This is a genomic window from Microcoleus sp. EPA2 (assembly GCA_020882975.1).
Lineage (GTDB): Bacteria > Cyanobacteriota > Cyanobacteriia > Cyanobacteriales > Microcoleaceae > Microcoleus.
Window position 1 is genome coordinate 118,277 of record JAHRFD010000015.1, and the last position, 23,986, is coordinate 142,262.

Below are 23,986 nucleotides of genomic sequence, written 5' to 3' on the forward strand. Positions count from 1 at the left end.
AATATTCATGAATAAGCCACTGTATACACTGAATCCCCAGACTTTTTGTGAGCTATATCCCTTTCATATAGGATTTAATCACAATCTGGAAATTGTCCAGGTTGGCGAGGTATTACAACGGACTCATCAAATCACATTATTAGGTGAACAAATAGATCGGCATTTTCAAATTCATCAGCCAGCGATCGCCTTTGACATTTTAAAGATTCAGAAAAAAATCAAATCATTATTTATTCTAGAATCGAAGCATAACTCTCTAAAATTAAAAGGGCAAATGGTCGCTCTGAAAGAGCAACAGGTGATCCTGTTTATTTGCTCGGTGTGGAATCCAGACTCAAGCCTGTTATCCAAATTAGCTGTCAAGTTGAAAGACTTTGCAATTCACGATCTGACTCCCGATTTTTTGTTTTTGCAACAAACTAGCCAAACGGCTATTCGGGAAGTTCAAAGCTTGACGGAAGAATTAACTCAGCAGAAAATTCAGATTCAAGCATCACTAGAAGTGCAGAAAGAACTGACATCTTTATCCCAAAAACAAGCACAACATTTAAAACAGGCTTTGAGTAATATTAAGGAAACACAATCACAGCTAATTCAAGCAGAGAAAATGTCAAGTTTAGGTATGTTAGTCGCCGGAATAGCCCATGAGATAAATAATCCGGTAACTTTTATTCATGGTAATTTGAGATATCTGCAAGAATACGTAGAAAACCTGCTCAAATTATTACAACTTTATCAAAAATACTATCCGCAACCCTCATCAGAAATCGCCACAGAAGCGGATATAATCGATATCGTTTTTTTAGAAACCGACCTTCCCAAATTACTAAATTCTATCAAAATTGGCACGGAACGCATCTGCAAAATTGTGGATTCTCTCAAGAATTTTTCCCGCCATGATGAAGCGAAAAAAAAGCCTGTAGATATTCATTCTGGCATTGATAGCACTTTGTTGATTTTGCAGCATCGGCTGAAAGCTTATGGTAGAAATGCCGACATTCAAGTGATTAAACAATATGGTGAATTACCCTTAGTCAATTGCTACGCATCGTCAATTAATCAGGTATTTATGAATATTATTAGTAATAGCATAGATGCTTTGCGAGATGCAGAGGAAAATTGTGCTGACTGGAATCAAGGACCTACCATTGTGATTCGGACTTTAGTCAATGATAGTCAGAATTTGGTAGTCAGGATTGCTGACAATGGTATGGGTATGGAACAATCGGCGATGGAGAAAATATTTGACCCATTTTTTACAACGAAGCCCGTGGGAAAGGGTACGGGTTTGGGATTGTCAATTAGCTATGGGATTGTGGTGGAAAAACACGGCGGTAAGTTAAGCTGTATTTCTGCACCGGGAGAGGGGGCGGAATTTGCGATCGAAATTCCGCTGTTAAATTCCTAACTCTTGCACTTGTTTATTGCTGTGTGGTTGAGATTAATTGACCGGATAGGATAGAAAAATTGAGGGTAGAGCCACCAGATATACTTGGATTTAGGCACAGGTTTCAATCTATAGCAGTCCTTGCAGGAGTCGTAAAGTTTTTTACCCCACCCCAACCCTCCCCTTATCAAGGTCCGGGAGTAAGAAATTCACAAATGATGCGAGGATTGCTATATGTTATAATTAATCAAAATTGAGGAATCATTATGTCAAAAGAAAGAAAAAGTAACAAAGAAGTCAAAAAGCCAAAGAAACAGCCTGATGGTGTTGCTAAGCCGAAAAATGACAACAAAAATTATGGTAGTACAGAAGGCCGCAAGTAGAGATAGCAGCCACTGTCGAAATTGTGCTTAATGTTGTTCAATTTTCATTGTTGCCATTAGTAACAGAGAGCGCGCCACGTTTCCAGGATATTCAGAATCACTTTATGTTCGATCGGACCTAGGTGGCGATCGCCAGAGAGAGCGGCATTTGCGATCGAGATTCCGCTCTAATTTAAATTTAAAGCTCAACCAGTAGCAGCAATTGTGATTGTGTCCGTTTCCCAAGTTGCGACAGCACCCGCAGCCGTTAAACAGAAATAGCCATTGGCAGATTCCGACACTGTGGCTCCGGCTAACTGAGCACCCTCAAAGTTCGCTCCGATTAAGGTAGCTCCCCTCAAGTCAGCTTCCCTCAAGTCGGCGTAGCACAGCCTAGCCCAATCGAGATTGGCTTGCAGCAAAGAAACTGCCACTAAATTCGCCCTGGTTAAATTTGCTCCCGTCAACTTGACATTCCGCAACTGAGCTCCCGTGAGATTGGCTGCTACCAAATTTGAGCCTTCCAAGTTGACACCGTTGAGTTTTGCTTCGCTGAGATTGACACCATTGAGATCCGTTCCACTCAAATCGATGCCGTTGATGTATGCTTTTGTGAGACAGATGCCCGTCAGTTGGGCTCCAAAGAGCATCGCACCGCTGAGTTTTGCCCCCCCTAAGTTTGCCCAGTTAAGGTTTGAGCCGGTCAGATTGGCTCCCCGCAAGTTGACGAATTGCAAGTCACCATTACACAAATTGGCGTTCCAGAGGATGGCACTCCGCAGGTTGCTACCGATGAGTTGAACGCCACTGAGTCGCGCTCTGGGCACTTTTGCTTTGACGAGGAAAGCTCCGCTGAGATTGGCTTTGGTCAAATCGGAGTCCGCGAGCCTGACTTCGCCCATTTTGGCAAAACTGAGATTTGCCCTGTGAAGGTTAGCACCGCTGAGTTGTGCTTTGGTGAGAACAGCCCTGCTCAGGTTCGCCCCGATAAGATTAGCCTTTGAAAGGTTGACTCCAACTAAGATGGCTCCACTGAGGTTGGCTCCACTGAGGTTGGCTCCTGCAAAGTCTCTTTTGCCATTTTCATAGTCTTTGAGCAGCTCGGCTACTTCCATAGAACTCTCATCTCGAAATATGAACTATTACTAATAATTTTATATCTAAATTTTATATTTGATCGAGTTAGGGCGATCGCACTTGGCAGAATTATGAAAATTAACTTGATATTTCTCAATATATGTTGTTTTTTGTAATTTTTTATTAATAATTTGGTAACAATCTTGTGGGCGAACTACCTAAAATTTAGTGAAATGGTAGTCCACATCGCTCATAGGGAAATCTGTGTGACTGCAATATTGCCACCAAAACAGACATCCACATCAGTACCCGGTGCCCGATCGCGCGATCCGTATTCACCCACATAATTAAAGTATTCTCCCTCCTGGCGATATACCAGGGGCAAAGGCTCAGTAGAAGGGCGACAAAACACAATTTCTGGTTCCGCACTTCCGGGTGCTAAATGTGGCAAATTCACATTCCAGAAACAACCAGATTTGGGTTCGCGATTGAGCAAATCTGCCAACACCCGCGATGTCCAACGAGTCGCCACTTCCCAGTCTATCTCCCAAGGTCTTTTAATCCAGTGGGAAATCGCCACACCAGGAATCCCGTGCATCGCCGCTTCCCGCACGGCGGCAACGGTACCAGAAAGGTAAACATCAACGCCCAAATTACCGCCGGCATTAATACCGGAAAGTACCAAATCCGGTTTTGGACACAGGTGATTGAGGGCGATGCGAACGCAGTCTGCGGGTGTTCCCCCTACAGCATACTCGACGGACGATCGGCGATCGACATGAATCGGACTGTGAGCAGTCACCTGGTGTCCACAGCCAGACAATTGCCCTTGAGGAGCCACCATCATCGTCTTGCCGTTTACCGCCTGCAAAAGAGCCTGAATGCCTGGAGCGTCTATGCCGTCGTCGTTGGTTAAAATTATGGTCATTGGTTATTAGTTATTGGTTATTGGTTATTGGTTATTAGTTATTGGTTATTAGTTATTAGTTATTGGTTATTGGTTATTGGTTATTGGTTATTAGTTATTGGTTATTTCTCTGTATTTCCTGCTCCATTCCCCCCTTGGGGGGGGTTGCCCAATGCCCGATGGCCAATGCCCGATGACCAATGCCCAATGCCCAATGCCCAATACCCAATACCCGATGACCAATTCCCAATGCCCTGAAAACATATAATCCCAAAATCATCTGAACACATCACCAACTTGTGGTAAAGTTTTGTGTCGATCGCCCGATCGCCAAATATTAACACAAGTTCAGTTAAACGCGCTTACAGTAATGTTTTTGCCAATTTTCCCCCTAGCTCAAACAATCGCCACACCTCCCACCCAACAACAACTGCTCATCCAGCCAGAACTACCCGTACCGGAAAACGAACTAGATTTACCGCCAAAGCCCAGCAGCAGTCCACTGAAAACCGTGATGCAGCGCCAGCAAGTCCGGGTTTTGCCGGGACAACTCGACAACATCCCGGTTTTCAATAGCAACAGCCCGGAAGTCGTGCAAACCGAAGGCATCTTGCTCTCGACTTTTCCCCAGGAAGCCAAACAAGTACCTTCAGCGCACTTAAACTTTCCCTTTAAAGGCAGATTTGACATCTTTGCTCACCACATAGCCAAGGCAAAAAATCGCGAACAAACTCGCACTTTATTTCAAGGAATAATTGTCTACAATCCCAATGACGAGCCTGTCACTTTGAATATATTGCAAGGAGCTACTTATTTAACTCGGCCTGATGCTCTGTTTGTCGATTTGCCTTCCTATTTAGACAATCGATTCGGCACTGTGTTTGCTGGGCCTGGGAGCCGCATCACCAGTGATGTGCTGCGGGGGTACAGACAAGGCATTTTGCCGGCTGCGATCGAAATTCCAGCCAAGCAGAGCCGAATGCTGATGAATTTGCCCATACCTGTGGGGAATGTCACGCCTGCTTCTAATGGTCGATCGACTTTAATGCGAGTATCGAGCAGCAATTCGGTGTATGTTGCTAGTTTGGCAATGTTTGCTCCCAAAAATTTCGCCGGAGTCGAACAATATCCGACGTTAGAACAGTGGGAAAATATTTTAAATACCAAGGGTTTAGCAGGACCGAGGGATTTAGCACCAACGGCGATCGGTTTAAATCCTGAGCAAAAGATTTATGGTCGGGTTGCGGGAGTAGCCTCCGGTTCCCAGTGGCAAGCTAAAATTACTGATAGTTCAAAAACGGATTATTTAACTATTCCCAAACCTGGGGAGGAATTTTCCTATGCCTTGAGCACTACGGATACGGGTACTTTTGGAACTGGTCAAATTCAAAGTGCTAAAATGTTAGCTCGTTATCCCGATACGGCTTATTTTGCCCACGGTAATTACGGCATTCAATACAACTTAAGTTTTCCGCTTTATAATAAATCTCGCGAGTCTCAATCTGTGAGTATTAAGATGCAAACACCGATTAAGGCTAATACAGAATCGGGGGGATTGATGTTTTACGATCCTCCTGAAAATCGGATATTTTTCCGAGGTACGGTGCGGGTAATGTTTAAGGATGATGGGGGGAAGACTTTGACGCGCTACATTCACATCGTGCAGCGCCGGGGACAGCAGGGGGAACCTTTGGTTAATTTGAATATTAAGCCTGGGGAAAGGCGTTTGGTGCAGGTGGATTTCTTGTATCCGCCGGATGCGACACCGCCGCAAGTCTTGACGGTGCGATCGAGTAATTAGTTGATGTTGATTGAGTTAGGGCGATCGGCCAGTAGGTTGAATCTTACTGGCAACAATGATAAAGTTTATACAACTGCCGAATAAGGAGAATAGTTATGTCTGTTCAGATGCAAAGACGGCTATTTACAGTGCAAGAATATCACCTAATGGGTGAGGCTGGCATTTTGGGTGAAGATGACCGAGTGGAATTGATAGAAGGAGAAATTGTTCAAATGGCTGCAATTGGTACTCGTCATGCAAGTTCCGTTAAGCGTCTGATCGCTGTGTTCTCCGATTTGGAGAGAAGACGTGCGATTATAGGCGCTCAAGACCCAATTCAGTTAACAGAAAGAACTGAACCTCAACCGGATGTTGTATTGCTGCAACCTCGCGCTGACTACTACGCTACTGCACATCCAGTACCATCTGAAGTTTTGTTGTTAGTGGAGGTTTCTGATAGCACTGTTGGTTTCGATCGCGATGTGAAAGTTCCTAACTATGCTCGTTCTGGTATTCAGGAAGTATGGTTGTGGGATCTTGATGTGAATTGTTTAGAAGTTTACCGCGCTCCGACGGCTAATGGCTATACTTCTCTCAAAAAGTTTGAGCGGGGAGAAACGGTTGCGCCGCTAGCTTTTCCTGAGTTTGAAGTAAGCGTTGATTTTATTTTGGGTTAGAGCGATATCGAGTTTTGCTCAATAGCTTGCGTTGAGTCAGGCATTCTGCACGATTAACTTGCAATCAATACACACTTACTCGACCGATCGCACTTATGTTTCTAGGATTAAGCAATATTCGCAGCATCCGTTAGCGCGATCGCATACCATTCGTCGCAGACTAGCTGAAACCTAGGTTTTACTCATGCTGCTTCGCTCAGTTTTAGCAGGGCTTGCGCTTTGGCAATGCGTACTAAATGTTCGACAAATTCGTATTGCTGCCACAAACGCTGCTCGATCGGCGTTAGTCCTTCCGTGCGGTTTTTCTCTAATAAAGTATCGATTTCCGCTTGAAGAGCGTCGGATAAACGCAAGGCTAATATTTCTTGTGGTGATGGTAAACTTGCTATAAATTCTAAGATTTGCGTGAGTCCAGAAAATCCATTTGAAGGATTAGCTTCGACTTCCCTAAGTCCCAGCATCAAAATCTGTGGTAAGTCATCTTTGAGAGGGTCTAGGCGCAGGGCTAGTTCGTCGGGAATTTGAAGGGTAATTGTTGCCATTTTTTTACTCACTGACGCTCTGATTGAATAATAGCACAATAGAAGATGGGAATTATAATTATACAGTGTCGTTTCAGGTGAGATGATATATTGGCTCATCAGGGATTATACCGATCGAGCTTTGTGAAATTTGGCTCGGATTTGAGCGATCGCCGTTTCACCATTAATTTATCCACTGAGGGACTGTCTAGAGAAGATTGGGTGAATGATTTTTCCTGTCGTAGAGGAGAGTTTATAGTTGAAGAATTAGACGGTTTCTAAAAGTGTTTCTGGTTAAAAAAAGGAGAGTATTGAGATGAGCGGACTTTTTGAGATGTTGAATAAAATTCATAAAAAACCAGGAATGTATATCGGACGAGCTTCTGCAACGGAGCTTTTTATGTTTATAGTCGGTTATAGAACGGCTAGAGAAGAGTTGGGATTTGAACCCACAGAAAAGGAAATGGAATTTTATGGCGACTTTCAACCCTGGTTGCAAAAGCGATATGAAGTATCAACATCAGGTTCATGGGCAAGAATAATCGAGTTTTATACTAATAATGAAGAACGAGCGTTTTATCGTTTTTATGAATTACTTGATGAGTTTTTGCAGCGAGATAGCCATTCAGAAGGGGAGCGAGTTAAGGAAAAGGAAAAAGTCGGTAATGTAAAAACTGGATAGTCAATTGTTAAATAGCATAGATCGCTGTCATTTGAAAACCAAATTTTTGCTGTTTCTAGCGTTTGCCGTGGCAAAAATGTTTTTCCCATATTTATATACAGCGGGAAGCGCTGTATTACGGCACACTCAATGAATCCTCAACATTTAAGAAATTGGTTTGTTAATTGTTGCTGCTGTACCTCATAAAAGCGGGAAGTGCTGTAACACTCGATCTCATTGAATCGTAGCACAATAGAAGTACGATCGCCCTTATTTGAGAAACGCAATGTGCGATCGCCCTACGAGATTAGGTAAAAGTGCGATCGCCCTTCCTGATCTTAGTCGCTTCACCCTACCAATCAGTTGAATTGTGGCTAAATTTTAGTTAGCGTTGTTATCGTTGATGTCTAGATTTTCTATTGAGAGTTCTGAATCTGGTGAAGTCGGTATTTCCACCTTAAAAACAATTACTATTTGATTTTTTTCAATACTTATATTACTTATATTAACTACACAATTTTCAGGTAATAAATCTTTAGTTGCGAATTTAGCAGACGACTGAGTTTTATATCCAGCATCCTCAAGCCATTCAGCAATATTTCTCCAATTTTCAATCTTTTCAATCCCTTTACCCACAAAGCCTTTAACGTATCTATAAATAGTGGCACACAGGTCAGTTTCCACACCCTTGGGATTTTTTTGCAGCTTTTCGGCGATTTCAGCGGGACTGTGGCCACAAAGCAACCCCCGCAGATGCAGCTTTTCTACGGGGGTGAGAGGCTTTCCCTTAACGGCGGCCAAGTCCGAGTACAGAGTTTTTAAGTCCCAGCAGCTTTCGGCTTCGACGAAGCGATCGTTTGTGGATGCCATAAATAGGTGTATGTAAACTTCCTGATGGAAGTCTAACATAATTCCTGATGTATGTAAGTGTATGCTCGGTGTTATTTGGCTTAATATACTTGAAAGCTCAAGTTTAAATGGTGCGAGTCACAAGCTAAAACCTTTGTGGCAGGGCATTTGACTGATTACTGAGTACAGTTAGTGTTACGACAGGGATTAGGGCTGAATTTTGGTAATTTTCTGGGTTTGACTCTAGTTTCGGGTGCTGTCGGTAATTTTTTTAATTTATTTTCTGGGTTCTGCATAATTTTGTGGATGCGGCCCCGATATATAAGTAGGAGGCTGTAGCAGGCTTTCTTGGGAATCTGTGCGATCGCTGCGAAAGCTTTGCTATGCAAGACTTTGGCTCGGTCATATAAGCTTGGAAGTTTATCGGTAGCTAAGGCTATTTGTAAACTTTTGTAAAGAATTCGGTAACTTTTGCATAAAAGTTAGGGTTCTAGCCTGATACACAAATAGAGGGTTGCAAGTGGCTTGCGGGCGATCGACTTCGATAGGGCGATCGTCCGATAGACAAATACAGACTAACAAGTCATTTTTTCAGATACATCTAGATCCAACAAAAGGAAAAACAATGCGCTTAATATTCTTAGGCCCTCCAGGGGCAGGAAAAGGAACACAAGCTAGTATTTTGGGGGAGAATCTAGGAATACTCCACATATCAACCGGAGAGTTATTGAGGCAAGAACGCAAAGATAAAACGGAACGCGGTGTCGAGGCGCAGTCATACATCGATCAAGGTGCATTAGTTCCCGATCGGGTAGTCATGGAAATAGTACATGAACAACTGACTAAGCCAGAAGCTAAGAAGGGGTGGATTTTAGATGGATTTCCTCGAAACGTTTCTCAGGCTGGTGTGTTAGATGGATTATTGATGGGAATGGCTCAACAAACTTATAACTGTGTGATTAGTTTTGAGGTGCCGGAGAAAGTTTTAATCGAACGACTGAAAAAACGGGGGCGCACGGACGATACGCTAGAAGTGTTGCGTAATCGTTTAAAAAGTTATCACGAAGAAACTGCTCCTTTGATCGACTTCTATAGCGATCGAAAAAAGTTAGAAATTATCAATGGTTTTATGTCGAGGGAATCAGTCGCGAGTGCGCTGAAAGAAGTTGTAGAGGATCTGAAAAAAAATATTTAGAACTTCCGCAATAGCTTGCTTTCAGTTTCCCCCTTTTCAAGGGGGACTATGAGGGTTCTAATCTTTAGAGTTTCAACGCAAATTTCTGACTAACCTTAGTATTGTACGAATAACTACTCAAAAAATATGCCCTACAACTACAATGATAAACCCAACAAAGAGCCTAGTCTCAATTTTGAGCTTTATGCAAAAGAGCTAGGTAAGATAGCTGTAAAAGCCACAACCGGTAATGAAGGGGCATTTACAGTAGGAATCTTTGGCTCATGGGGAAGTGGAAAAACCACTCTCATGCGTTGTATCGAAAGAAAATTTGAAAACCATACTGAACATTTCGGAGTGGAAGAGGGTGCAACTAAATTTAAAACTATTTGGTTTAATCCTTGGAAGTATGATGATACCCACGGCATCAGAAACGCCCTCATTCAAACAATATTGCGGGAAATGGCCGAAAATTCTCAAAGAGCTATAGTTAAAGAAAAATGTAATAATTTAGCCACTCGTTATAACGCTAGTCAGTGTTTTTTGCATATAGTAGAACACTTAGCAGGAGCAGCCCTTCAATCACAGATGTGGGGTGTCAATCCAATTGAAATTGTCAAGCCTTTTACAAAATTAGGTGGAAAAGCTAGGACAAATCCAGAACAAAATGAGGTAAATAATTTAGCTTTAGAGTTAGACACTGACCCCTATTTATTCATTAACAGTTTTGAAGCCCAGTTTCGAGAAGTTGTTAAGGCATATGTGGGAGAAAATGGTCGGTTGGTAATTTTCATTGATGACCTAGATCGGTGCTTGCCAGAAAATGCCCTGACTGTTTTAGAATCGCTGAAACTTTACCTTGACAATGCTAATTGTGTTTTCTTTATAGGGCTGGACAAGAGAGTTATTGAACAAGCTGTTAAACAACGATACAAAGATTTGAATGTAACTGGCAAAGAGTACATAGAAAAAATGATTCAGCTTAATTTCTTTTTGCCAGAAAAGAATTCAAATCAAGTGACGCAAGTTTTGCAGCATGAACTAAACGAGTTAGTGGCTTGCCCAAATTATCCCATAGATGCTAGAATGTGGAGAATGATTTTGGCAGCAACCAAAGGAAATTTTCGCAAGACTAAACAGTTTGTTATTGCCTGGGCGCTAATTAGAAGTCTAGCTATCTCACTTAAGGTAGCTGATGAAAAGATAATTCCTCAACTTGCTAAGATTCTTTTAATTCAAACGAACTTTCCAGAACTTTATGATGCCTTGCCAACCAAAGATTATCAGTTAATCAGGCATCTAAAAGAAGTAATAGATGCTTATAGCCAGAGCATTGAAGCTGCGAAAGAATTGCTGAGTAAATATCCAGAATGTAAGAGATTTTTCGCAGACAGTCATTTGAGAAGTTTTCTTAAAGGGAACGCTCAAGACGGTGATGATTATGCAGATATCAGCGACCCCCAAGATTTAAGAAAACTTTTACAGATTTTGTCTCAAACTGGAAGGTAATGTTTAACACAATTAAAGCTTTAATACAAGAGTTTTTGGAAAGCTTAGAAACTTTCATAAAGACTCCTAGCGATATCAAGCCATCCTCAGAAGAAACAATTACCTTAGAATCTCCTACAAATCAGCCACCTACTTTTGAAAGGCTAAAAAGGCTAAAAATGCTGCACAATCTTGATTTATTAACCACTAGCTTTGAAGACGCAAAAGTTATCAGTAATGACTTTTGTACCATTAAGATTTCGGATACCCTGGCACAGGCACTCTCTTTAGTAACATTACTGAATCCAAGCGATCTTATCGTTACGGATGATGAGGATAAATTTTTAGGAATTGTGAGTAGTTTATCAGTTTCCCTTGAATTTACGCCTCAATTACAAAATGTGCCTTTTAAATACAGACATAAAACGACCAAAATAGGTCAAGCCACTGAGTTGATTTTGGCTCAAGGAAAAAAAGCGATCGGTGAAGTTTTTAGCGTAGATAAAAATTATTGTTTTTTTCAAAAAAAGAAACAAGTTGATTATGCTTTCGATGAGTTTGGTAAACTTTATAAAGCGCCGGAAGACCAGAGTTTTATACCTATTTTGAACGAGGATAGAACAATTGTAGGTGTAGTTACTTGCCAAGGACTTTTAGAGTATCTTAGACATGACCGCTTGTTGGAGGAATCAAAAGTAGAAAATCTTTTAGAAAAGATGTCTTCAACAAAAACCTCTCTGGATCAGCTATATACATTACTGTCAGAGGATACGTTAGAATCTGCGCTTTATGCAATCAACTATTTGCCTATAGAGCACATAGTGATATGCGATGCAGATAAAAATCTTTTAGGACTGGTGAATAGAGAGCAAGTTAGTGTTTTAGCACATCCGATGTACTACCACTTAATGAATACACCTTTACGAGACATTATGCAGCCACTAAGTAGTTTACATCTCGTTCAACCCACCGATAATCTCAAGGACGTTATTAGAAAATTTCTGGAATCAGACACAGAAGTTTCTGTTCTTATGGATAGTTCCAATAGCCAAATACCCAAAATGGTTATAACGCCAAGAACTATCCTACAGTTTGTAAAATAACTGTCCTTGAAGTATCTAACTAAAAAATCACAGGAGATTAAAACAATGCGCCAAGTCAACTTTACTGACCTTGTAAAAACACCGCTCAATGATATTTTACAAGGTCTTGGAGATTCCAAAAAAGTGAAAACTGTAAAAACCACTGATACGATTGCTCATCTAACTGGTAAGATGGAGTGCTTTAAAATCAGAACGATGCCAGTTTTGGATGCGAGGACTGGAAGACTGGTAGGAGTAGTGAGTCTAGTTGATGTTGCCAAAGTTCTAACACCTCGAAACACTAAACTACCGATAGAGTATCTGAGTGAGAAAGGCTTCGACATGACTCAGCTTCATGATGCTAATAAAGAAATGGGTAAAAAAACTGTCGGAGAAGTTTTTAACTTTGATCTTAAACCTGCGTTTATTGTATGGACTGAAGTTTTAGAAGAAGCAATTAAAAAACTGATTCATAGAGATGAAAATAAGCGACGCAATAGAACGTTGGTTATTTTGGATGCTGGAGATCGAGTTGTAGGAACTTTTTCTTATGTGGATGCTCTCAGAATCATACGCGATGGAGCGATCCCCGCATTTTTAAACGATAGAACAGCGAATGATGTATTGACTTCAAAAGTAGTTACCCTGACACAAACGGACTACTTAGAAGATGCAACGTTTACTTTCGGTGGCGGTTTGTTTACACACATACCTATCACCACCATAAAAAATGGAAATATAGTGATAGGCATTATAGATGATATTGCTGCTGCCACGCTAGAGCATGAACTTCTTTATGAGGATTTGCATGATTATCCTCTAGGTCAAATGATGACTAAAGTCTCGGATAAAAACACAGTGAAGCCAGATTGTTCAATTAAAACCTTAATAGGTAAATTTATAGATGGGCATGAAAGGCCAACCGCCATTTTAGTTGGAGAATATGAAGGTGAACAATTTACAATGGCAGGTATCATCAGCTATGTGGATATATTCAAAAAGCTGTTAGAGTTCATAGACGGATTGAACCGCGACAGACCTGAGTAGACTAAAGTGCGATCGCCCTTAATGTCCAAAAGTGCGATCGCCCTCTTAAAATTAGTTAATGGTATAATCATCAATCAAATACCATCCAGAGTAAACCACTTATTTTGAATAATGGCATAGATACTTCTGAAGACACTCCAGAAGTTGTAGAACAGGATATAATAGACCAAACGATTGAAGTAGGAAGTGGTTGTGACTGGACAGGCAGTGGAATAGAACCTCAATGGCATAATCCAAAATCCATCAAAGCTTACGATCATATCGATCGCCATCACGGCCCAAAACTGAAACCCCTTAATTTTAGAGGCAGGGCTGCATCTAAAAATCAGCCTCAAGGCCAGTGGCTAAATGCTCAAGACTGGGTAAAAGCTGAACAAGTGACACCGAAATATCCCGGTTGTTACATTATAAATTTCAAGCGTTCTATTGGGAAAGTTCACTATCCCGATGGAACAATAATTGAAAATGTTACCCATGCTTTTATTAGAAGGAAACCAGATGGAACATTCAAATCTGCTTATCCCGTTCTCAATGATGCTACGCTGTCCTCATTAGATAGGAGCGATGAAGATGAATAACTATAGCAATTTTACCATCCACCTAGAAGAACCTAATGGCGAAAAATATGCCGACCCACCCGATGACTCATTAGGAGAACTTTCGCATTTTGAATTAGGGCTGAAACTATTTTGCTTTGAATGCGACCATCTAGTATCAATAGAAATCGGTGAACAAAAAGTAAAAGTTTTTTTAGACCCCGATATCTGTATGCTGGTAGAAGATGAACTTCCCAAAAAAATTAGTGAGCTATCCCAAGGGAAACCCATCAAAATAGAATTTGTTGAAAGTGTTTGTCTTACTCTTGAATTGCAGCCCTTAACCAACGATAAAATTAGCTGTAATTTCAAGGAATTTGGATATTTATCTCCAAACCAGTTTACCCTAAAATCCAGAAATAAACACTTTGAACTGAATAAAACTCAAGTTATAACAGAGTTAAAGGGATTTGTCGAACAACTCATGGAAATGGCTCTAAATGGCGGCTATATCACCCCGGAAGAAAAGCAAGAATTCTTGGTCCCACTCCGCGAAATTGCGCCTGCTTCGGCTATTTGTTAATTAAGTACGATCGCCCTTAATGCCCAAAAGAGCGATCGCCCTTAATCTCACTTCCCTCAATTACAAAACAAACTCGGCTCTACATGAAAAAAACTCCCTAGAATAAATGCCAACTCTTTACCAATATCCCGATCGCCATTAACGACTTCAGACACTCTTTTTTCAGATCCCATAACGGGCACCAAATCCGCAGGTTGTAACTCTCTTTGTTCCATCAAAAACAGCAATATTGAACGAGGCGTTGCTGTAGTTCCTGGTGCATAGCATTCTTGCTCAAACTTTTCAATCAATACAATCAGCAATTCATATAACTCGTCTTCTTCAGGAGTGCGATCGCGCTGGTGCATCAACTCTTCCACCATAGCCAGAGCCTTCTCATTATCCGCTTCATTTCTAATTATTTTCGGCTGGTACTGAGACAATAACTCTTTGTATTTATCTGGATTAAAAGTAAGGGTCATTTTTCCATTTCTCCTGATCATACTCAGCATGGGTGAGAATATATTTGATATAAACTAATTGGCTTTCATAATCAATACTAACTATTAATCGATAATTATTACCTTTGATATTAAAAACTGTAAACCCTCCAACAGCTTCGGCTTTAGGAAAAACAGATTGTACCTCAATTAAATTAGACCATTTAGCCTTGCTAGCAATTTTAAATCAGTTATCCAAAGCTTCCCCGCAATCAGCATGAGTTTCGCTGTATTCACGCACCCGTCGGTAGCTGATTATGTGCATCTACTATAAGCAATTTAAACTAAATTTCAGTTTAACTCAAGTAATTTATTTCGTCAAGAGCGATCGCCCTTCATCTCACTTCCGTAACTCTTTAGTATTTATCTCGATTTAAACAGTCCTCGACGCACTCTGACAAAGAAACCGGGTTTTTACCGAATTTACCATTTGTAACAAAGTATTTCGTAAAAAACCCGGTTTCTGGACTCCCACAGACATTTGAGGTGCTACACTCAGGGTATCGTCACAGCCACAAACAGAATGCAAACCATTACCATCACCATTCCAGACGATCGCCTGCACAAGCTCCAAGAAACCGCCAATCGCCTCGGCATTTCCCTAGAAGCATTACTGCTTGCGGGTGCTGAAAACTTACTCGCACCACCAGAAGCATCCTTCCACAACGCTATGGAATACGTCCTCAAAAAGAATGCTGAACTTTACCAAAAACTCGCCTAATGCGCTATCTAACTTTAACAGAAGTTTTAGAACTTTATATTGTTCCTAGTTCTATTTGAGAAATTCTCAGTGGCCAAACTAAACTGTATTATACCACAGTCCGATCGCCCTTAATCTCCAAAAGTGCGATCGATTTATCGCCAAGATCGGCTGTATACACCACAAATTAGGCGGAATTTACAACAAGTCATCAAACAAAACAAGCTGGTATGGTCGGGTACTTTTGATAAAGTGGGAGACATAAGATGAACGTTACTCAATTAATAGAAACATTAAATGGTAATAAATTCATGCGCTCTGATGAGGAAGTAATGAGTTTTGAATACACTTTAGCCGAACTTGCCCTACATCGTAACACCGAATATTTACCAGCACTTTATCTAGTTTTCGATGACAGATGCGAACAACATGAAGTGATGTATGGTCTCATTCATTTTCTGGAGTCTTTTGAGCTAAAAGACCAGTTGCAGGCGTTTATTGATAGCATAGACCGGATGATTCTTAATGCAAAAGAATGGACAATGATTCTAATTTATGGAATTCTCAATCAGGATTTAGCCCGGAATTTATATAGCCAGATGTTACATTCTACCCATTCTCAAAATCGGGATTTATGTACGCATTTGCTGCGCGAAATAGCTGCTAATGAATCCCCTCCTTTATCTTCCCATGCTGAGTCAGTTATTTCCGGCGCAATTGCGATCGACATTAATATTGATGAAATTCAGACGGATCTGTCGAGCTTTATTAAACTCATCCAAGATGGGAATATCTTGGTACTCTTGCAAGACGATCGCCCAATAGCCGAAATTAAACCGATTAGATAAAATGTCTTATTTATAATAAGTTGCTATTCCCACAACCAGCCAAACAATTCACCGACAGAAAGCGTAAGTTTCCTGGCAAATTCGGGAACTAAAATCAGTTGTTCTGGTTCGTCAAATGCGACGGGATGGTGTTGCGCTCGAAATACAAAAACCGTCTGTTCTTTGGGGTCAATTAACCACCCCATTTCTGTTCCGTGTTTCAAGCAATGCAATATCTTTTTGATGAGTTTAGTTTGACTTTGATCTGGAGATAAAATTTCAATTATCCAATCCGGTGCGAGTTCAAACCGATTTGCTACACCACCATTTTCTTGACGCGGAATTCTCTCCCACACAAATACAGAAACATCGGGAACGATCGATCGACCTCCAAAGGTACAACGCAACTCTGGAAAAGCCCGTGCAATCTTATTGGGCTTCAGGGTTGCGTTAGCAGTTGTCACCATTTCACCTTGAATTGCGCTGTGTTCTCCTTGTGGCATAGGCTTTTGAATAATTTGACCTTCGATGTACTCGCTAGCAGGTTTCGTTTCAGGTTTCACGAGAAACTCGTTTAGGGTTAAGGATTTAGATGGAGTTTGTACCATGTTGGATTCCCAAACGCGGATGTCTTTTATCTTAATTTTAGCGGGGGTGGTATCGCAATAGGTAAAGAGTTTTATCAGACCATCGAAAATTATAGATTTTTATGCAATGTTATGGTAATAGGTGACAAAAATCAGCCGTGTTGAACCTATAGATAACCCGATCGCCCTTAATCTCCCGTCATTTCCCGTGCCAATAAATCCTGTAACAACGGCACTAAAGGAGGTAAATGATTTTCAATCGTATTCCAGACTAATCTCTGATTTACTTGAAAATATTCGTGAGCCATCACATTTCTCATATCACCCATCAAACGCCAAGGAATCTGCGGATAACGAGACTTAATTCCATCATTGACATTAACAGAAGCTTCACCAATAATAATCAAGTTATAAAGAATCCCTTGCAAGATAATTTTTTCAATTTTCCGGAAATCTTCAAAACTCATCCCAGCAGTAGAAGCCTGAATGTCAGCGATCGCATTCACAATATCCTCAACTCGCAGCCACCACTCTCTAGAAGGCACGAATCGCCTCCTTGAGTACAGGTTCCCGCAAATGTTCCCTCAAAGCATCCTCCGTTCCTAAATCTACAGCACACCCTAGTATATCTTCTAAATAGTGCTGCACCCGAAACAAGTCAAATAAACTTGCTTCTATCGAAAAATCTACTAAAAAGTCTACATCACTATCCGATCGCGCTTCATCCCGCGCCACCGAACCAAACAAATCTAAAGACTTTACCCCCAAGGCTTTTAATCTTTCCTGGTGGGCTGCTAAAATTGCCAGTACATCTGCCCGTTTCATAATTAGTTCTCCCGACCCTTTCGCTATGGAATACGTCCTCAAAAAGAATGCTGAACTTTACCAAAAGCTCGCATAATACGCTATCTCACTTTAACAGAAGTCTTAGAACTTTATCAGCGGATTAGTAAACTTTTACTCGGAATGATTTAACCGCAGAGGACACAGAGAACGCAGAGGAAGAGAAGAGAGAGGGCAATAATTCTGATGATACCGAATTTGATATAATATCGATTTTTTAGGTGTATCGGTATTGTTTGATGTTAAATGTTATGGGGGCGGGTTTACTAAGAATAATTGCCAAGAATCTACAATCTCCTAAACCCGCCCCCGCCTATACTACAGTGTCAAAGACTGAGGATTTGTCTCAATCAATTTGGCTAAATCTTGCAAGAAAGAGGCCGCATCAGCACCGTAAATAACTCGGTGATCGCAGGTAATATTCACCTGCATTTGGCGCTTCACTCCCATCAAACCTTCTTCATTCGCCACTACTTGCGGCCGCGAGGCACCGATCGCCAAAATCGAGCCTTGACCTGGGGGCAAAATCGCGTCAAACTTATCTACTCCAAACATTCCTAAATTGGAAAGAGTGAAAGTTCCGGTGCTATATTCATCAGGCTTTAACTGTTTGGTGCGAGCGCGATCGACTAAATCCTTCCAAGTGCGGGAGAGGGAATAGATATCTAGGCGATCGGCATTTTGCAACACTGGCGTAATCAAACCGCCACCATCCATCGCCACCGCCACAGAAACATTAATATCAGCACGGTATTGAATCGCTGACTCCACATAACAAGCATTCAGCAGAGGATGTTTTTGTAAAGTTACTGCTACAGCCTTCGCCAGCAAAGCCGTCATGGTGACGCCCTTCGACTTAATTTGTTTGTAGAGTTTGTCGAGATTGTCCGTAGTAATTGTATAGCCGACGCGGAAACACGGCACGCTCAAACTTGCGTCCATATTACGCACCACAGCATTTTGCAGTGCATTCATCGGTACGGTTTGGCCAGTCATCGCTACTGCTGGAACAGGCTGTGCCACTGCGGGTTTAGGTGCTACGGGTGCGGGTGCTGCGGGTGCGGGTGCGGGTGCTGCGGGTACTGTCACCAGTTGCTGAACGGGAGCGGGCTTAGCTTTACCCGCTGCGGCTTCCACATCCTCTGCAACAATTCTGCCGTGGGGGCCGCTACCTTTGATCGAATTCAAATCTACTTTAAATTCTTTTGCCAATTTCCGCGCGCGGGGAGAAACGACGCTGCGGCCGTTTTGACGGCTGACGTTTTGCTGCAATCCCGGAGATGAAGTTGTCGCAGCCACCGGGGCGGGGGCTGGTGTGGCGGCCGCCGCGGGGGTTGAGGCTGCTGCTCCTTGCTGCTGAGCGATGGCGATTTCGGCTTCAGTTTCTGCTACTAGGGCGATGGCTGTTCCTACAGGAGCAACTTCTCCTGCTGGGACGATAATGATTGCCAAGAATCCTTCGTAGAAAGACTCTACGTCCATGTCGGCTTTGTCGGATTCAACTACTACTACGGTTTCACCTTTTTCTACTTTGTCGCCGGCGGATTTGACCCAGGAAACAATTTTGCCCTCTGTCATGGTAGAACTTAGGGCTGGCATGAAAACTTCGCGAATCATCTGTAAAAAGTCCTTTTTAACTAGACAGGTGGGAATCCCCACAGCATAATCTTTGATTTGCTGTGGGATGAGAGCTGCGCTCCTCATCGGAGCGACCCAGAATGCGATGTTGGGCCTTGCCAAACAGCATTCTTTGGGTGGCGAGGAAACTCGCACTCTGAGTCATAATTCTGGTAAAATACTCGTATCTTGGATCAAAGAATCACAATCTGGGTCTAAGTAAAAACCTTTCATGTGACAAGTGGGGCAGGTCGCGTTCCTCACTATAAAACGCCGTAGAGGGAAACAATTGGAGTACCTCGAAGGAAGATCTTGATATCCACAGGCGGGACTCAGATGCCCAAACCATACCCAAAGGGTTGGTGTGGGAGCGTCACTTGCTAATCGGGAATTGGTAATACCATATTTAATGTGAAGTTACATATATTCCGATCCCCCTAAATCCCCACCCCCCCCTAGCCCCCCCCCAAGGGGGGAAGGGGGATTTTGATAAGAATCTTGTCCCCCCCGAATGTAGGGGCGGTGCCTGTGAGTGCCCGCCGTTGGCTAGGGGGGTTCGGAAAGACTGTAGGCTCAGACAGTAGGCTGGTACTACCTTTGACATTAAGTTGACACCAATCCAGGAGAACCTGCCCCAAAGATACAAGTTCAATGCACAACAGTTGGTTTGGCAATTGATAATTGGCGATCGGCGATCGGCAATAATTATTATTATGCCAGTCTCTAGTCCGAAGATCTGTGACTAATGACTCCAAATCTGCCAATTACCAATTACCAATTTCTAATTGCTAAATATCGCCTCGAATTTCTTGGACAATTCCATCACGGAGAAGAACTTCTACTTGCATTTTTTGAATCAAGTTTTCTCCTAACCCGATGGTGAATGTACCGTCAATTTGACCTTGACTCACTTCTTGTTCCAGGTCTAGTACCTGCACTTGCTGGAGTTGTTGCAGGTTTTGATTTTTTTGTTCTAGCAGTTCGCTTTTCCGTTGATTTACCTGGGTTTGAATGTTTTCTATTTGCTGCATTACTTGAGGACCAGGGGGGTGCAGGCTTTGCTTTTGGATTTCAGAAATCATCCGTTGTCCTTGCATTTCTAGCTGTTGTAGCTGAGAGTCGATTTGATTAATTTGGGCTTGGAGTTGCTGTTGAGCTTCTTCTTTCCAGCGGGGGGTAACGACGACTTTAACGTTAATCGATCGCTTCAAGAGTAATTGTGGGGTGGACAGTTCCATAAAGTTATTGTTTGTCTATTGGGAATTAGTCATTAGTCATTAGTCATCAGTCATCAGTCATTAGTTTGTGAGTTAGTAAACCTTTTCTTAGGACTGAGGACTGGGAACTGAGGACTCAGAATCGGGACTGGGGACTTGGGAAAAGTTTTCCTTCGCTATACCTCAAGTCCGGGAAATATTTTCAAAACATCCCGTCAATCATATCGCGGTAGTGTTCCGTCACAACCGGGCGCTTAATTTTCAGGGTTTGAGTCAGCATTCCATTTTCCATCGAGAAGGGTTCCAAAATCAACCGGAACGGGCCAATGCGATCGTCCGCGCGGTATCCGGGGCGATTTTGCACCTCGCGGTTCAATTCTTGGCGAAATAAGTCTTGAATTGTCTTGCTATTCCAGTCAATTTCGTGTATGGGAGGATTCTGACTTGCCGCCCATTTCTCCACGGCTTCTGCATTGGGCACAATTAATGCTCCCACAGATTTCTGGTCTTGACCGACTAGCATAATTTGGTCGATGTAGGGGCTGCGGAGACAGGCATCTTCGATGGGCTGAGGTTCGATATTTTCGCCATTGGTGAGGACGATCGTATCTTTGGCGCGTCCGGTTAAAATTAAATCGTTGCCCGGTGTCAGCCAGCCCAAGTCGCCGGTATCGAACCAGCCTTCGGGGTCGATCGCCTTTGCCGTCGCTTGGGGATTAAGATAATAACCTGCCATGATTTGTGGCCCCCGCGCCAATACTAAGCCGCGCTTACCTACAGCCAGTTGTTGCCGAGTTTCCGGGTCTACTATTTTAACTTCCGTATGGGCGATCGGCTGTCCGGCCGAACCTTTAAGATTATGCCAAGGGCGACGCACCGTTAACACCGGGGAAGTTTCGGTTAAGCCGTATCCCACCAACAAACCGATATTCGCTATTTCAAAGAAATTGTCCAAGTGGGCGGCCAAAGAACCACCACCACTAATTGCCCACTTAAAACGTCCTCCCGTAGCTTCCCGAACTTTTTGGTAAACCAGTTTTTCGGCGAGGGCGTGAATGGGTAATAATAGAATGCTTTTGATGCGGGCGATGAGTTTTTCGGTAGCAGAAGCAGGTTTTAAATTGAGAGTTAATCCTTGGTAAATGCGGCGAGATTCTATATATTTTTGGCTGGCAGATAGCAGGAAATTAACCAGTTTTTGTTTGTTAGCGGGCTGTTCCCGAAATTGCTTTTGTACTGCCTCGTAAATCGATTCCCAGATGCGGGGAACGCTTACCATGTACTGAGGTTTGTAGGTTTTAAAGTCTTGTTTGAAATAGCGAATATTGGTGTAAATTTGCGTGCATCCTTGGGAAAGCATGAAGTATTCGACAGTGCGTTCGTAGGCGTGCCAACTGGGGAGAATGCTGAGGACACCTTCGCCGGCTTCGGGTTGGAGAATTGTCCCGAAAGTATTGATTTGGTGCAGCAGGTTGCTGTGGGTCAGCATCACACCTTTGGGTTTGCCGGTGGTGCCGCTGGTGTAGAGGAGGGTGGCGAGGGTTTGAGGCTTGTGGTTGGTGGGTTTGAGGGGGCGGTTTGCGCCTGTGGCGATGACTTGGGAAAATTTGACCGTGTTGAGGGTTTGGCTGGTTTCTGGTTCTTCGTCGGAGAGGAGGATGATGAGTTGAATTGGCAAATCGGGGAGGCGGTGTTGCAGTTTTTTGAGTAATGCGCGGTTTTCGACGATTAAGGCGGTACTGCCGCTGTCTTGGATGATGTAGAGGAGTTCTTCGGGGTCGGCGGTGGCACCTCGGACGGCGTTGGCTGCCCCGGCCATCATGATGCCTTGGTCGGCTATCAGCCAGCGGGGGCTGTTGTCGGCGAAGAGGGCGACGCGGGGAGGGATTGCTTCTGAGGGGTTTGGTTCGATGCCGAGGGCTTGGAGGCCGGCGGCGAATTGCTGCATTTGTCGGTACAGGTCGGTGTAGGTAAGCTTGATTTCGGGCTTGCTGTGGGGGTCGTGGAGGGCGACTATTTGACCGAATTTCTGTTGGGCGATCGCCCAAATTTCTGGTACCGATTGGATGGAGGTGTAATCGATCAGGCGGCTGAGGTTGGCGCGATCGCGATCGGTCAGTTGAGATGATGTGTGAGATGTTGGGCCGTTCATAGGGTATTTTCCGGGGTTTTGGGAGATAAAATTATTGGTACAAGTTTAATATCACAATTATTTTAGAACTATCTGGCAGTGTCGTGACAGTTTGTAAACCTGCCATTGTCTATTTGGAAAATTAGAGATACAAAATGATGAAATTTATAGTTGCACAGAAACAGATGAATTTATCAAGGTTGATAATATTTGCTTGGAGTGCGATCGGGCTAGCATCATGTACAAATATACCTTGGGCGTTAGTCTCCGAACCGCAACCGGGAAACAGTGGACGAATAACATTTGCTGACTGGTGTCTCACGCGAGCAAATTTGATTCCTGAAGCTAAACATACTGTTGATGTGTTGTTGGAGAAAGCAGATACTAATGATTGCGATGCGGCCGATCGAAAACTTTCTAGTCTCACGGAGCTCTACATCAACCACGATCAAATCAGTGACATCAAACCGCTAGCCTCCTTAACTAACCTGACACAGCTCGCCCTCGCCTTCAATGAAATCGGCGACATCAAACCGCTAGTATCCTTGACTAACCTGACCAATCTCTACCTCAGCTACAATCAAATCAGCGACATCAAACCCCTAGCATCCTTGAGTAACCTGACTGAACTCAGCCTCAATGGCAATAAAATCGGCGACATCAAACCGCTAGTATCCTTGACTAACCTGACCAATCTCTACCTCAGCTACAATCAAATCAGCGACATCAAACCGCTAGCATCCTTGACTAACCTGAAGCAACTCGTCCTCCAAGGAAATCAAATCGGCGACATCAAACCGCTAGCATCCTTGACTCACCTGACTGAACTCGACCTCATCAATAATCCGAGCGGCGACATCAAACCACTAGCATCTTTGACTAAACTGACGAAGCTCTGGCTCAGTGGCGATCGGATCGGCGATATCAAACCGCTAGCATCCTTGACTAACCTGACCAATCTCTGGCTCAAGGGAAATCAGAGCGGCGATATCAAACCGCTAGCATCCTTGACTAACCTGACCAATCTCTCGCTCGAAGGAAATCAGAGCGGCGATATCAAACCGCTAGCATCCTTGACTAACCTGAAGCAACTCGTCCTCAGGGACAATCAGATCCGCGACATCAAACCGCTAGAATCCTTGACTAACCTGACTCGGCTCATCCTCAATGGAAATAAAATCAGGGACATCAAACCGCTAGAATCTTTGACCAACCTGAAGCAACTCGTCCTCAGCAACAATCAAATCAACGACATCAAACCATTGCAATCTTTGACTAACCTGACTGCGCTTGGTCTCAACAACAATAAAATCAGCGAGATCAAACCCTTACCAAAGAAATGGGTCTAAAGCCCCGTCCTTATAGGACGGCTTTAATTGTCCTTATTCTATCAGTCAGTCATGGTATAATAGAGCAAGTAAACAGCCAGTAAAAATGAAAGCAAGATACCAATT

General features: G+C 42.9%; 27 protein-coding genes. 15 read left to right on the forward strand and 12 right to left on the reverse strand.

Annotated features, from left to right (window positions below; genetic code table 11):
• Window positions 1-7: 7 nt before the first annotated feature.
• Window positions 8-1,408 carry an ATP-binding protein gene (locus AAFP14_RS15320; protein WP_341733107.1) on the forward strand — a complete coding sequence of 467 codons (1,401 nt, stop codon included), beginning with the start codon at window positions 8-10 and terminating at the stop codon, window positions 1,406-1,408.
• 547 nt (window positions 1,409-1,955) lie between these two features.
• Here AAFP14_RS15320 and AAFP14_RS15325 read toward each other — a convergent pair.
• Both AAFP14_RS15325 and surE read right to left on the reverse strand, forming a co-directional pair.
• A complete protein-coding gene (locus AAFP14_RS15325; protein ID WP_341733108.1) occupies window positions 1,956-2,864 on the reverse strand; it encodes a pentapeptide repeat-containing protein in 909 nt (302 codons plus the stop codon).
• Window positions 2,865-3,076: 212 nt separating this feature from the next.
• Window positions 3,077-3,754: a 5'/3'-nucleotidase SurE gene (gene surE, locus AAFP14_RS15330; protein ID WP_341733109.1), complete on the reverse strand. Its 678-nt coding sequence runs from the start codon at window positions 3,752-3,754 to the stop codon at window positions 3,077-3,079.
• Between the two features lie 12 nt (window positions 3,755-3,766).
• On the opposite strand from surE, the gene AAFP14_RS15335 reads away from it, so the two are divergent.
• The 3 genes from AAFP14_RS15335 to AAFP14_RS15345 all read left to right on the forward strand — a co-directional run bounded on the left by AAFP14_RS15335 (window position 3,767) and on the right by AAFP14_RS15345 (window position 6,190).
• Entirely contained in the window at window positions 3,767-3,991 is a 225-nt protein-coding gene (locus tag AAFP14_RS15335; protein ID WP_341733135.1) for a hypothetical protein, read from the forward strand.
• Window positions 3,992-4,103: 112 nt separating this feature from the next.
• Entirely contained in the window at window positions 4,104-5,534 is a 1,431-nt protein-coding gene (locus tag AAFP14_RS15340) for a DUF3370 domain-containing protein (RefSeq protein WP_341733110.1), read from the forward strand.
• Window positions 5,535-5,629: 95 nt separating this feature from the next.
• Window positions 5,630-6,190 (forward strand): Uma2 family endonuclease, encoded by a 561-nt coding sequence (locus AAFP14_RS15345; RefSeq protein ID WP_341733111.1) that lies wholly within the window; start codon window positions 5,630-5,632, stop codon window positions 6,188-6,190.
• 182 nt (window positions 6,191-6,372) lie between these two features.
• On the opposite strand, the gene AAFP14_RS15350 is transcribed toward AAFP14_RS15345, so the two are convergent.
• On the reverse strand, window positions 6,373-6,732 hold the full coding sequence (locus AAFP14_RS15350) for a hypothetical protein (RefSeq protein ID WP_341733112.1): 360 nt from the start codon (window positions 6,730-6,732) through the stop codon (window positions 6,373-6,375).
• Window positions 6,733-6,822: 90 nt separating this feature from the next.
• Between AAFP14_RS15350 and AAFP14_RS15355 the strand changes: the two genes are divergently transcribed.
• Together AAFP14_RS15355 and AAFP14_RS15360 are read left to right on the forward strand one after the other, a co-directional pair.
• On the forward strand, window positions 6,823-6,993 hold the full coding sequence (locus AAFP14_RS15355) for a hypothetical protein (RefSeq protein WP_341733113.1): 171 nt from the start codon (window positions 6,823-6,825) through the stop codon (window positions 6,991-6,993).
• A gap of 34 nt (window positions 6,994-7,027) precedes the next feature.
• Window positions 7,028-7,393 carry a hypothetical protein gene (locus tag AAFP14_RS15360; protein WP_341733114.1) on the forward strand — a complete coding sequence of 122 codons (366 nt, stop codon included), beginning with the start codon at window positions 7,028-7,030 and terminating at the stop codon, window positions 7,391-7,393.
• A gap of 360 nt (window positions 7,394-7,753) precedes the next feature.
• On the opposite strand, the gene AAFP14_RS15365 is transcribed toward AAFP14_RS15360, so the two are convergent.
• Entirely contained in the window at window positions 7,754-8,281 is a 528-nt protein-coding gene (locus tag AAFP14_RS15365) for a helix-turn-helix domain-containing protein (protein ID WP_341733115.1), read from the reverse strand.
• Window positions 8,282-8,846: 565 nt separating this feature from the next.
• On the opposite strand from AAFP14_RS15365, the gene AAFP14_RS15370 reads away from it, so the two are divergent.
• The 6 genes from AAFP14_RS15370 to AAFP14_RS15395 all read left to right on the forward strand — a co-directional run bounded on the left by AAFP14_RS15370 (window position 8,847) and on the right by AAFP14_RS15395 (window position 14,131).
• Window positions 8,847-9,416: an adenylate kinase gene (locus tag AAFP14_RS15370; protein ID WP_341733116.1), complete on the forward strand. Its 570-nt coding sequence runs from the start codon at window positions 8,847-8,849 to the stop codon at window positions 9,414-9,416.
• Window positions 9,417-9,542: 126 nt separating this feature from the next.
• Window positions 9,543-10,904, forward strand: a complete 1,362-nt coding sequence (locus AAFP14_RS15375; RefSeq protein ID WP_341733117.1) for a KAP family P-loop NTPase fold protein — start codon at window positions 9,543-9,545, stop codon at window positions 10,902-10,904.
• Complete coding sequence (locus AAFP14_RS15380) at window positions 10,904-11,986, forward strand: hypothetical protein (protein WP_341733118.1); 1,083 nt, start codon at window positions 10,904-10,906, stop codon at window positions 11,984-11,986. Before AAFP14_RS15375 ends, AAFP14_RS15380 begins: the two co-directional genes overlap by 1 nt.
• Window positions 11,987-12,031: 45 nt before the next feature.
• A complete protein-coding gene (locus AAFP14_RS15385; protein WP_341733119.1) occupies window positions 12,032-13,012 on the forward strand; it encodes a CBS domain-containing protein in 981 nt (326 codons plus the stop codon).
• A 104-nt stretch (window positions 13,013-13,116) separates the two neighbouring features.
• Window positions 13,117-13,590, forward strand: a complete 474-nt coding sequence (locus tag AAFP14_RS15390; protein WP_341733120.1) for a hypothetical protein — start codon at window positions 13,117-13,119, stop codon at window positions 13,588-13,590.
• A complete protein-coding gene (locus tag AAFP14_RS15395) occupies window positions 13,583-14,131 on the forward strand; it encodes a hypothetical protein (RefSeq protein ID WP_341733121.1) in 549 nt (182 codons plus the stop codon). Before AAFP14_RS15390 ends, AAFP14_RS15395 begins: the two co-directional genes overlap by 8 nt.
• 56 nt (window positions 14,132-14,187) lie before the next feature.
• Here AAFP14_RS15395 and AAFP14_RS15400 read toward each other — a convergent pair whose 3' ends face one another.
• Both AAFP14_RS15400 and AAFP14_RS15405 read right to left on the reverse strand, forming a co-directional pair.
• Entirely contained in the window at window positions 14,188-14,592 is a 405-nt protein-coding gene (locus AAFP14_RS15400) for a helix-turn-helix domain-containing protein (protein ID WP_341733122.1), read from the reverse strand.
• A complete protein-coding gene (locus AAFP14_RS15405; protein WP_341733136.1) occupies window positions 14,576-14,791 on the reverse strand; it encodes a type II toxin-antitoxin system HigB family toxin in 216 nt (71 codons plus the stop codon). Before AAFP14_RS15405 ends, AAFP14_RS15400 begins: the two co-directional genes overlap by 17 nt.
• Before the next feature lie 342 nt (window positions 14,792-15,133).
• Here AAFP14_RS15405 and AAFP14_RS15410 point away from each other — a divergent pair, with 342 nt between their 5' ends.
• Together AAFP14_RS15410 and AAFP14_RS15415 are read left to right on the forward strand one after the other, a co-directional pair.
• Window positions 15,134-15,331, forward strand: coding sequence for a DNA-binding protein (locus AAFP14_RS15410; RefSeq protein WP_341733123.1), 198 nt, complete (start codon window positions 15,134-15,136; stop codon window positions 15,329-15,331).
• 245 nt (window positions 15,332-15,576) lie between these two features.
• Window positions 15,577-16,158, forward strand: a complete 582-nt coding sequence (locus AAFP14_RS15415; protein WP_341733124.1) for an Imm30 family immunity protein — start codon at window positions 15,577-15,579, stop codon at window positions 16,156-16,158.
• A gap of 23 nt (window positions 16,159-16,181) precedes the next feature.
• On the opposite strand, the gene AAFP14_RS15420 is transcribed toward AAFP14_RS15415, so the two are convergent.
• From AAFP14_RS15420 to AAFP14_RS15445, 6 genes are all read right to left on the reverse strand, one after another.
• Window positions 16,182-16,745: a Uma2 family endonuclease gene (locus AAFP14_RS15420; RefSeq protein WP_341733125.1), complete on the reverse strand. Its 564-nt coding sequence runs from the start codon at window positions 16,743-16,745 to the stop codon at window positions 16,182-16,184.
• Window positions 16,746-16,912: 167 nt separating this feature from the next.
• Complete coding sequence (locus AAFP14_RS15425) at window positions 16,913-17,269, reverse strand: HepT-like ribonuclease domain-containing protein (protein ID WP_341733126.1); 357 nt, start codon at window positions 17,267-17,269, stop codon at window positions 16,913-16,915.
• Window positions 17,259-17,549: a nucleotidyltransferase family protein gene (locus AAFP14_RS15430; RefSeq protein ID WP_341733127.1), complete on the reverse strand. Its 291-nt coding sequence runs from the start codon at window positions 17,547-17,549 to the stop codon at window positions 17,259-17,261. Before AAFP14_RS15430 ends, AAFP14_RS15425 begins: the two co-directional genes overlap by 11 nt.
• Window positions 17,550-17,885: 336 nt before the next feature.
• Window positions 17,886-19,184 carry a dihydrolipoamide acetyltransferase family protein gene (locus tag AAFP14_RS15435; protein WP_341733137.1) on the reverse strand — a complete coding sequence of 433 codons (1,299 nt, stop codon included), beginning with the start codon at window positions 19,182-19,184 and terminating at the stop codon, window positions 17,886-17,888.
• A 788-nt stretch (window positions 19,185-19,972) separates the two neighbouring features.
• Complete coding sequence (locus tag AAFP14_RS15440) at window positions 19,973-20,422, reverse strand: YlqD family protein (RefSeq protein ID WP_341733128.1); 450 nt, start codon at window positions 20,420-20,422, stop codon at window positions 19,973-19,975.
• Between the two features lie 181 nt (window positions 20,423-20,603).
• Complete coding sequence (locus tag AAFP14_RS15445; RefSeq protein ID WP_341733129.1) at window positions 20,604-22,553, reverse strand: AMP-dependent synthetase/ligase; 1,950 nt, start codon at window positions 22,551-22,553, stop codon at window positions 20,604-20,606.
• A gap of 134 nt (window positions 22,554-22,687) precedes the next feature.
• Here AAFP14_RS15445 and AAFP14_RS15450 point away from each other — a divergent pair, with 134 nt between their 5' ends.
• Window positions 22,688-23,881, forward strand: a complete 1,194-nt coding sequence (locus AAFP14_RS15450; RefSeq protein ID WP_341733130.1) for a leucine-rich repeat domain-containing protein — start codon at window positions 22,688-22,690, stop codon at window positions 23,879-23,881.
• The last annotated feature ends 105 nt before the right edge of the window (window positions 23,882-23,986 follow it).

What these genes read in the sequence shown, in the direction of transcription:
- AAFP14_RS15440 (WP_341733128.1), bottom strand. Translation starts at nt 20,422, where the DNA reads ATGGAACTGTCCACCCCACAATTACTCTTGAAGCGATCGATTAACGTT.
- AAFP14_RS15320 (WP_341733107.1), top strand. Translation starts at nt 8, where the DNA reads ATGAATAAGCCACTGTATACACTGAATCCCCAGACTTTTTGTGAGCTA.
- AAFP14_RS15350 (WP_341733112.1), bottom strand. Translation starts at nt 6,732, where the DNA reads ATGGCAACAATTACCCTTCAAATTCCCGACGAACTAGCCCTGCGCCTA.
- AAFP14_RS15345 (WP_341733111.1), top strand. Translation starts at nt 5,630, where the DNA reads ATGTCTGTTCAGATGCAAAGACGGCTATTTACAGTGCAAGAATATCAC.
- surE (WP_341733109.1), bottom strand. Translation starts at nt 3,754, where the DNA reads ATGACCATAATTTTAACCAACGACGACGGCATAGACGCTCCAGGCATT.
- AAFP14_RS15400 (WP_341733122.1), bottom strand. Translation starts at nt 14,592, where the DNA reads ATGACCCTTACTTTTAATCCAGATAAATACAAAGAGTTATTGTCTCAG.
- AAFP14_RS15325 (WP_341733108.1), bottom strand. Translation starts at nt 2,864, where the DNA reads ATGGAAGTAGCCGAGCTGCTCAAAGACTATGAAAATGGCAAAAGAGAC.
- AAFP14_RS15385 (WP_341733119.1), top strand. Translation starts at nt 12,032, where the DNA reads ATGCGCCAAGTCAACTTTACTGACCTTGTAAAAACACCGCTCAATGAT.
- AAFP14_RS15360 (WP_341733114.1), top strand. Translation starts at nt 7,028, where the DNA reads ATGAGCGGACTTTTTGAGATGTTGAATAAAATTCATAAAAAACCAGGA.
- AAFP14_RS15415 (WP_341733124.1), top strand. Translation starts at nt 15,577, where the DNA reads ATGAACGTTACTCAATTAATAGAAACATTAAATGGTAATAAATTCATG.
- AAFP14_RS15380 (WP_341733118.1), top strand. Translation starts at nt 10,904, where the DNA reads ATGTTTAACACAATTAAAGCTTTAATACAAGAGTTTTTGGAAAGCTTA.
- AAFP14_RS15395 (WP_341733121.1), top strand. Translation starts at nt 13,583, where the DNA reads ATGAATAACTATAGCAATTTTACCATCCACCTAGAAGAACCTAATGGC.
- AAFP14_RS15370 (WP_341733116.1), top strand. Translation starts at nt 8,847, where the DNA reads ATGCGCTTAATATTCTTAGGCCCTCCAGGGGCAGGAAAAGGAACACAA.
- AAFP14_RS15445 (WP_341733129.1), bottom strand. Translation starts at nt 22,553, where the DNA reads ATGAACGGCCCAACATCTCACACATCATCTCAACTGACCGATCGCGAT.
- AAFP14_RS15420 (WP_341733125.1), bottom strand. Translation starts at nt 16,745, where the DNA reads ATGGTACAAACTCCATCTAAATCCTTAACCCTAAACGAGTTTCTCGTG.
- AAFP14_RS15430 (WP_341733127.1), bottom strand. Translation starts at nt 17,549, where the DNA reads ATGAAACGGGCAGATGTACTGGCAATTTTAGCAGCCCACCAGGAAAGA.
- AAFP14_RS15435 (WP_341733137.1), bottom strand. Translation starts at nt 19,184, where the DNA reads ATGATTCGCGAAGTTTTCATGCCAGCCCTAAGTTCTACCATGACAGAG.
- AAFP14_RS15410 (WP_341733123.1), top strand. Translation starts at nt 15,134, where the DNA reads ATGCAAACCATTACCATCACCATTCCAGACGATCGCCTGCACAAGCTC.
- AAFP14_RS15375 (WP_341733117.1), top strand. Translation starts at nt 9,543, where the DNA reads ATGCCCTACAACTACAATGATAAACCCAACAAAGAGCCTAGTCTCAAT.
- AAFP14_RS15340 (WP_341733110.1), top strand. Translation starts at nt 4,104, where the DNA reads ATGTTTTTGCCAATTTTCCCCCTAGCTCAAACAATCGCCACACCTCCC.
- AAFP14_RS15450 (WP_341733130.1), top strand. Translation starts at nt 22,688, where the DNA reads ATGATGAAATTTATAGTTGCACAGAAACAGATGAATTTATCAAGGTTG.
- AAFP14_RS15365 (WP_341733115.1), bottom strand. Translation starts at nt 8,281, where the DNA reads ATGTTAGACTTCCATCAGGAAGTTTACATACACCTATTTATGGCATCC.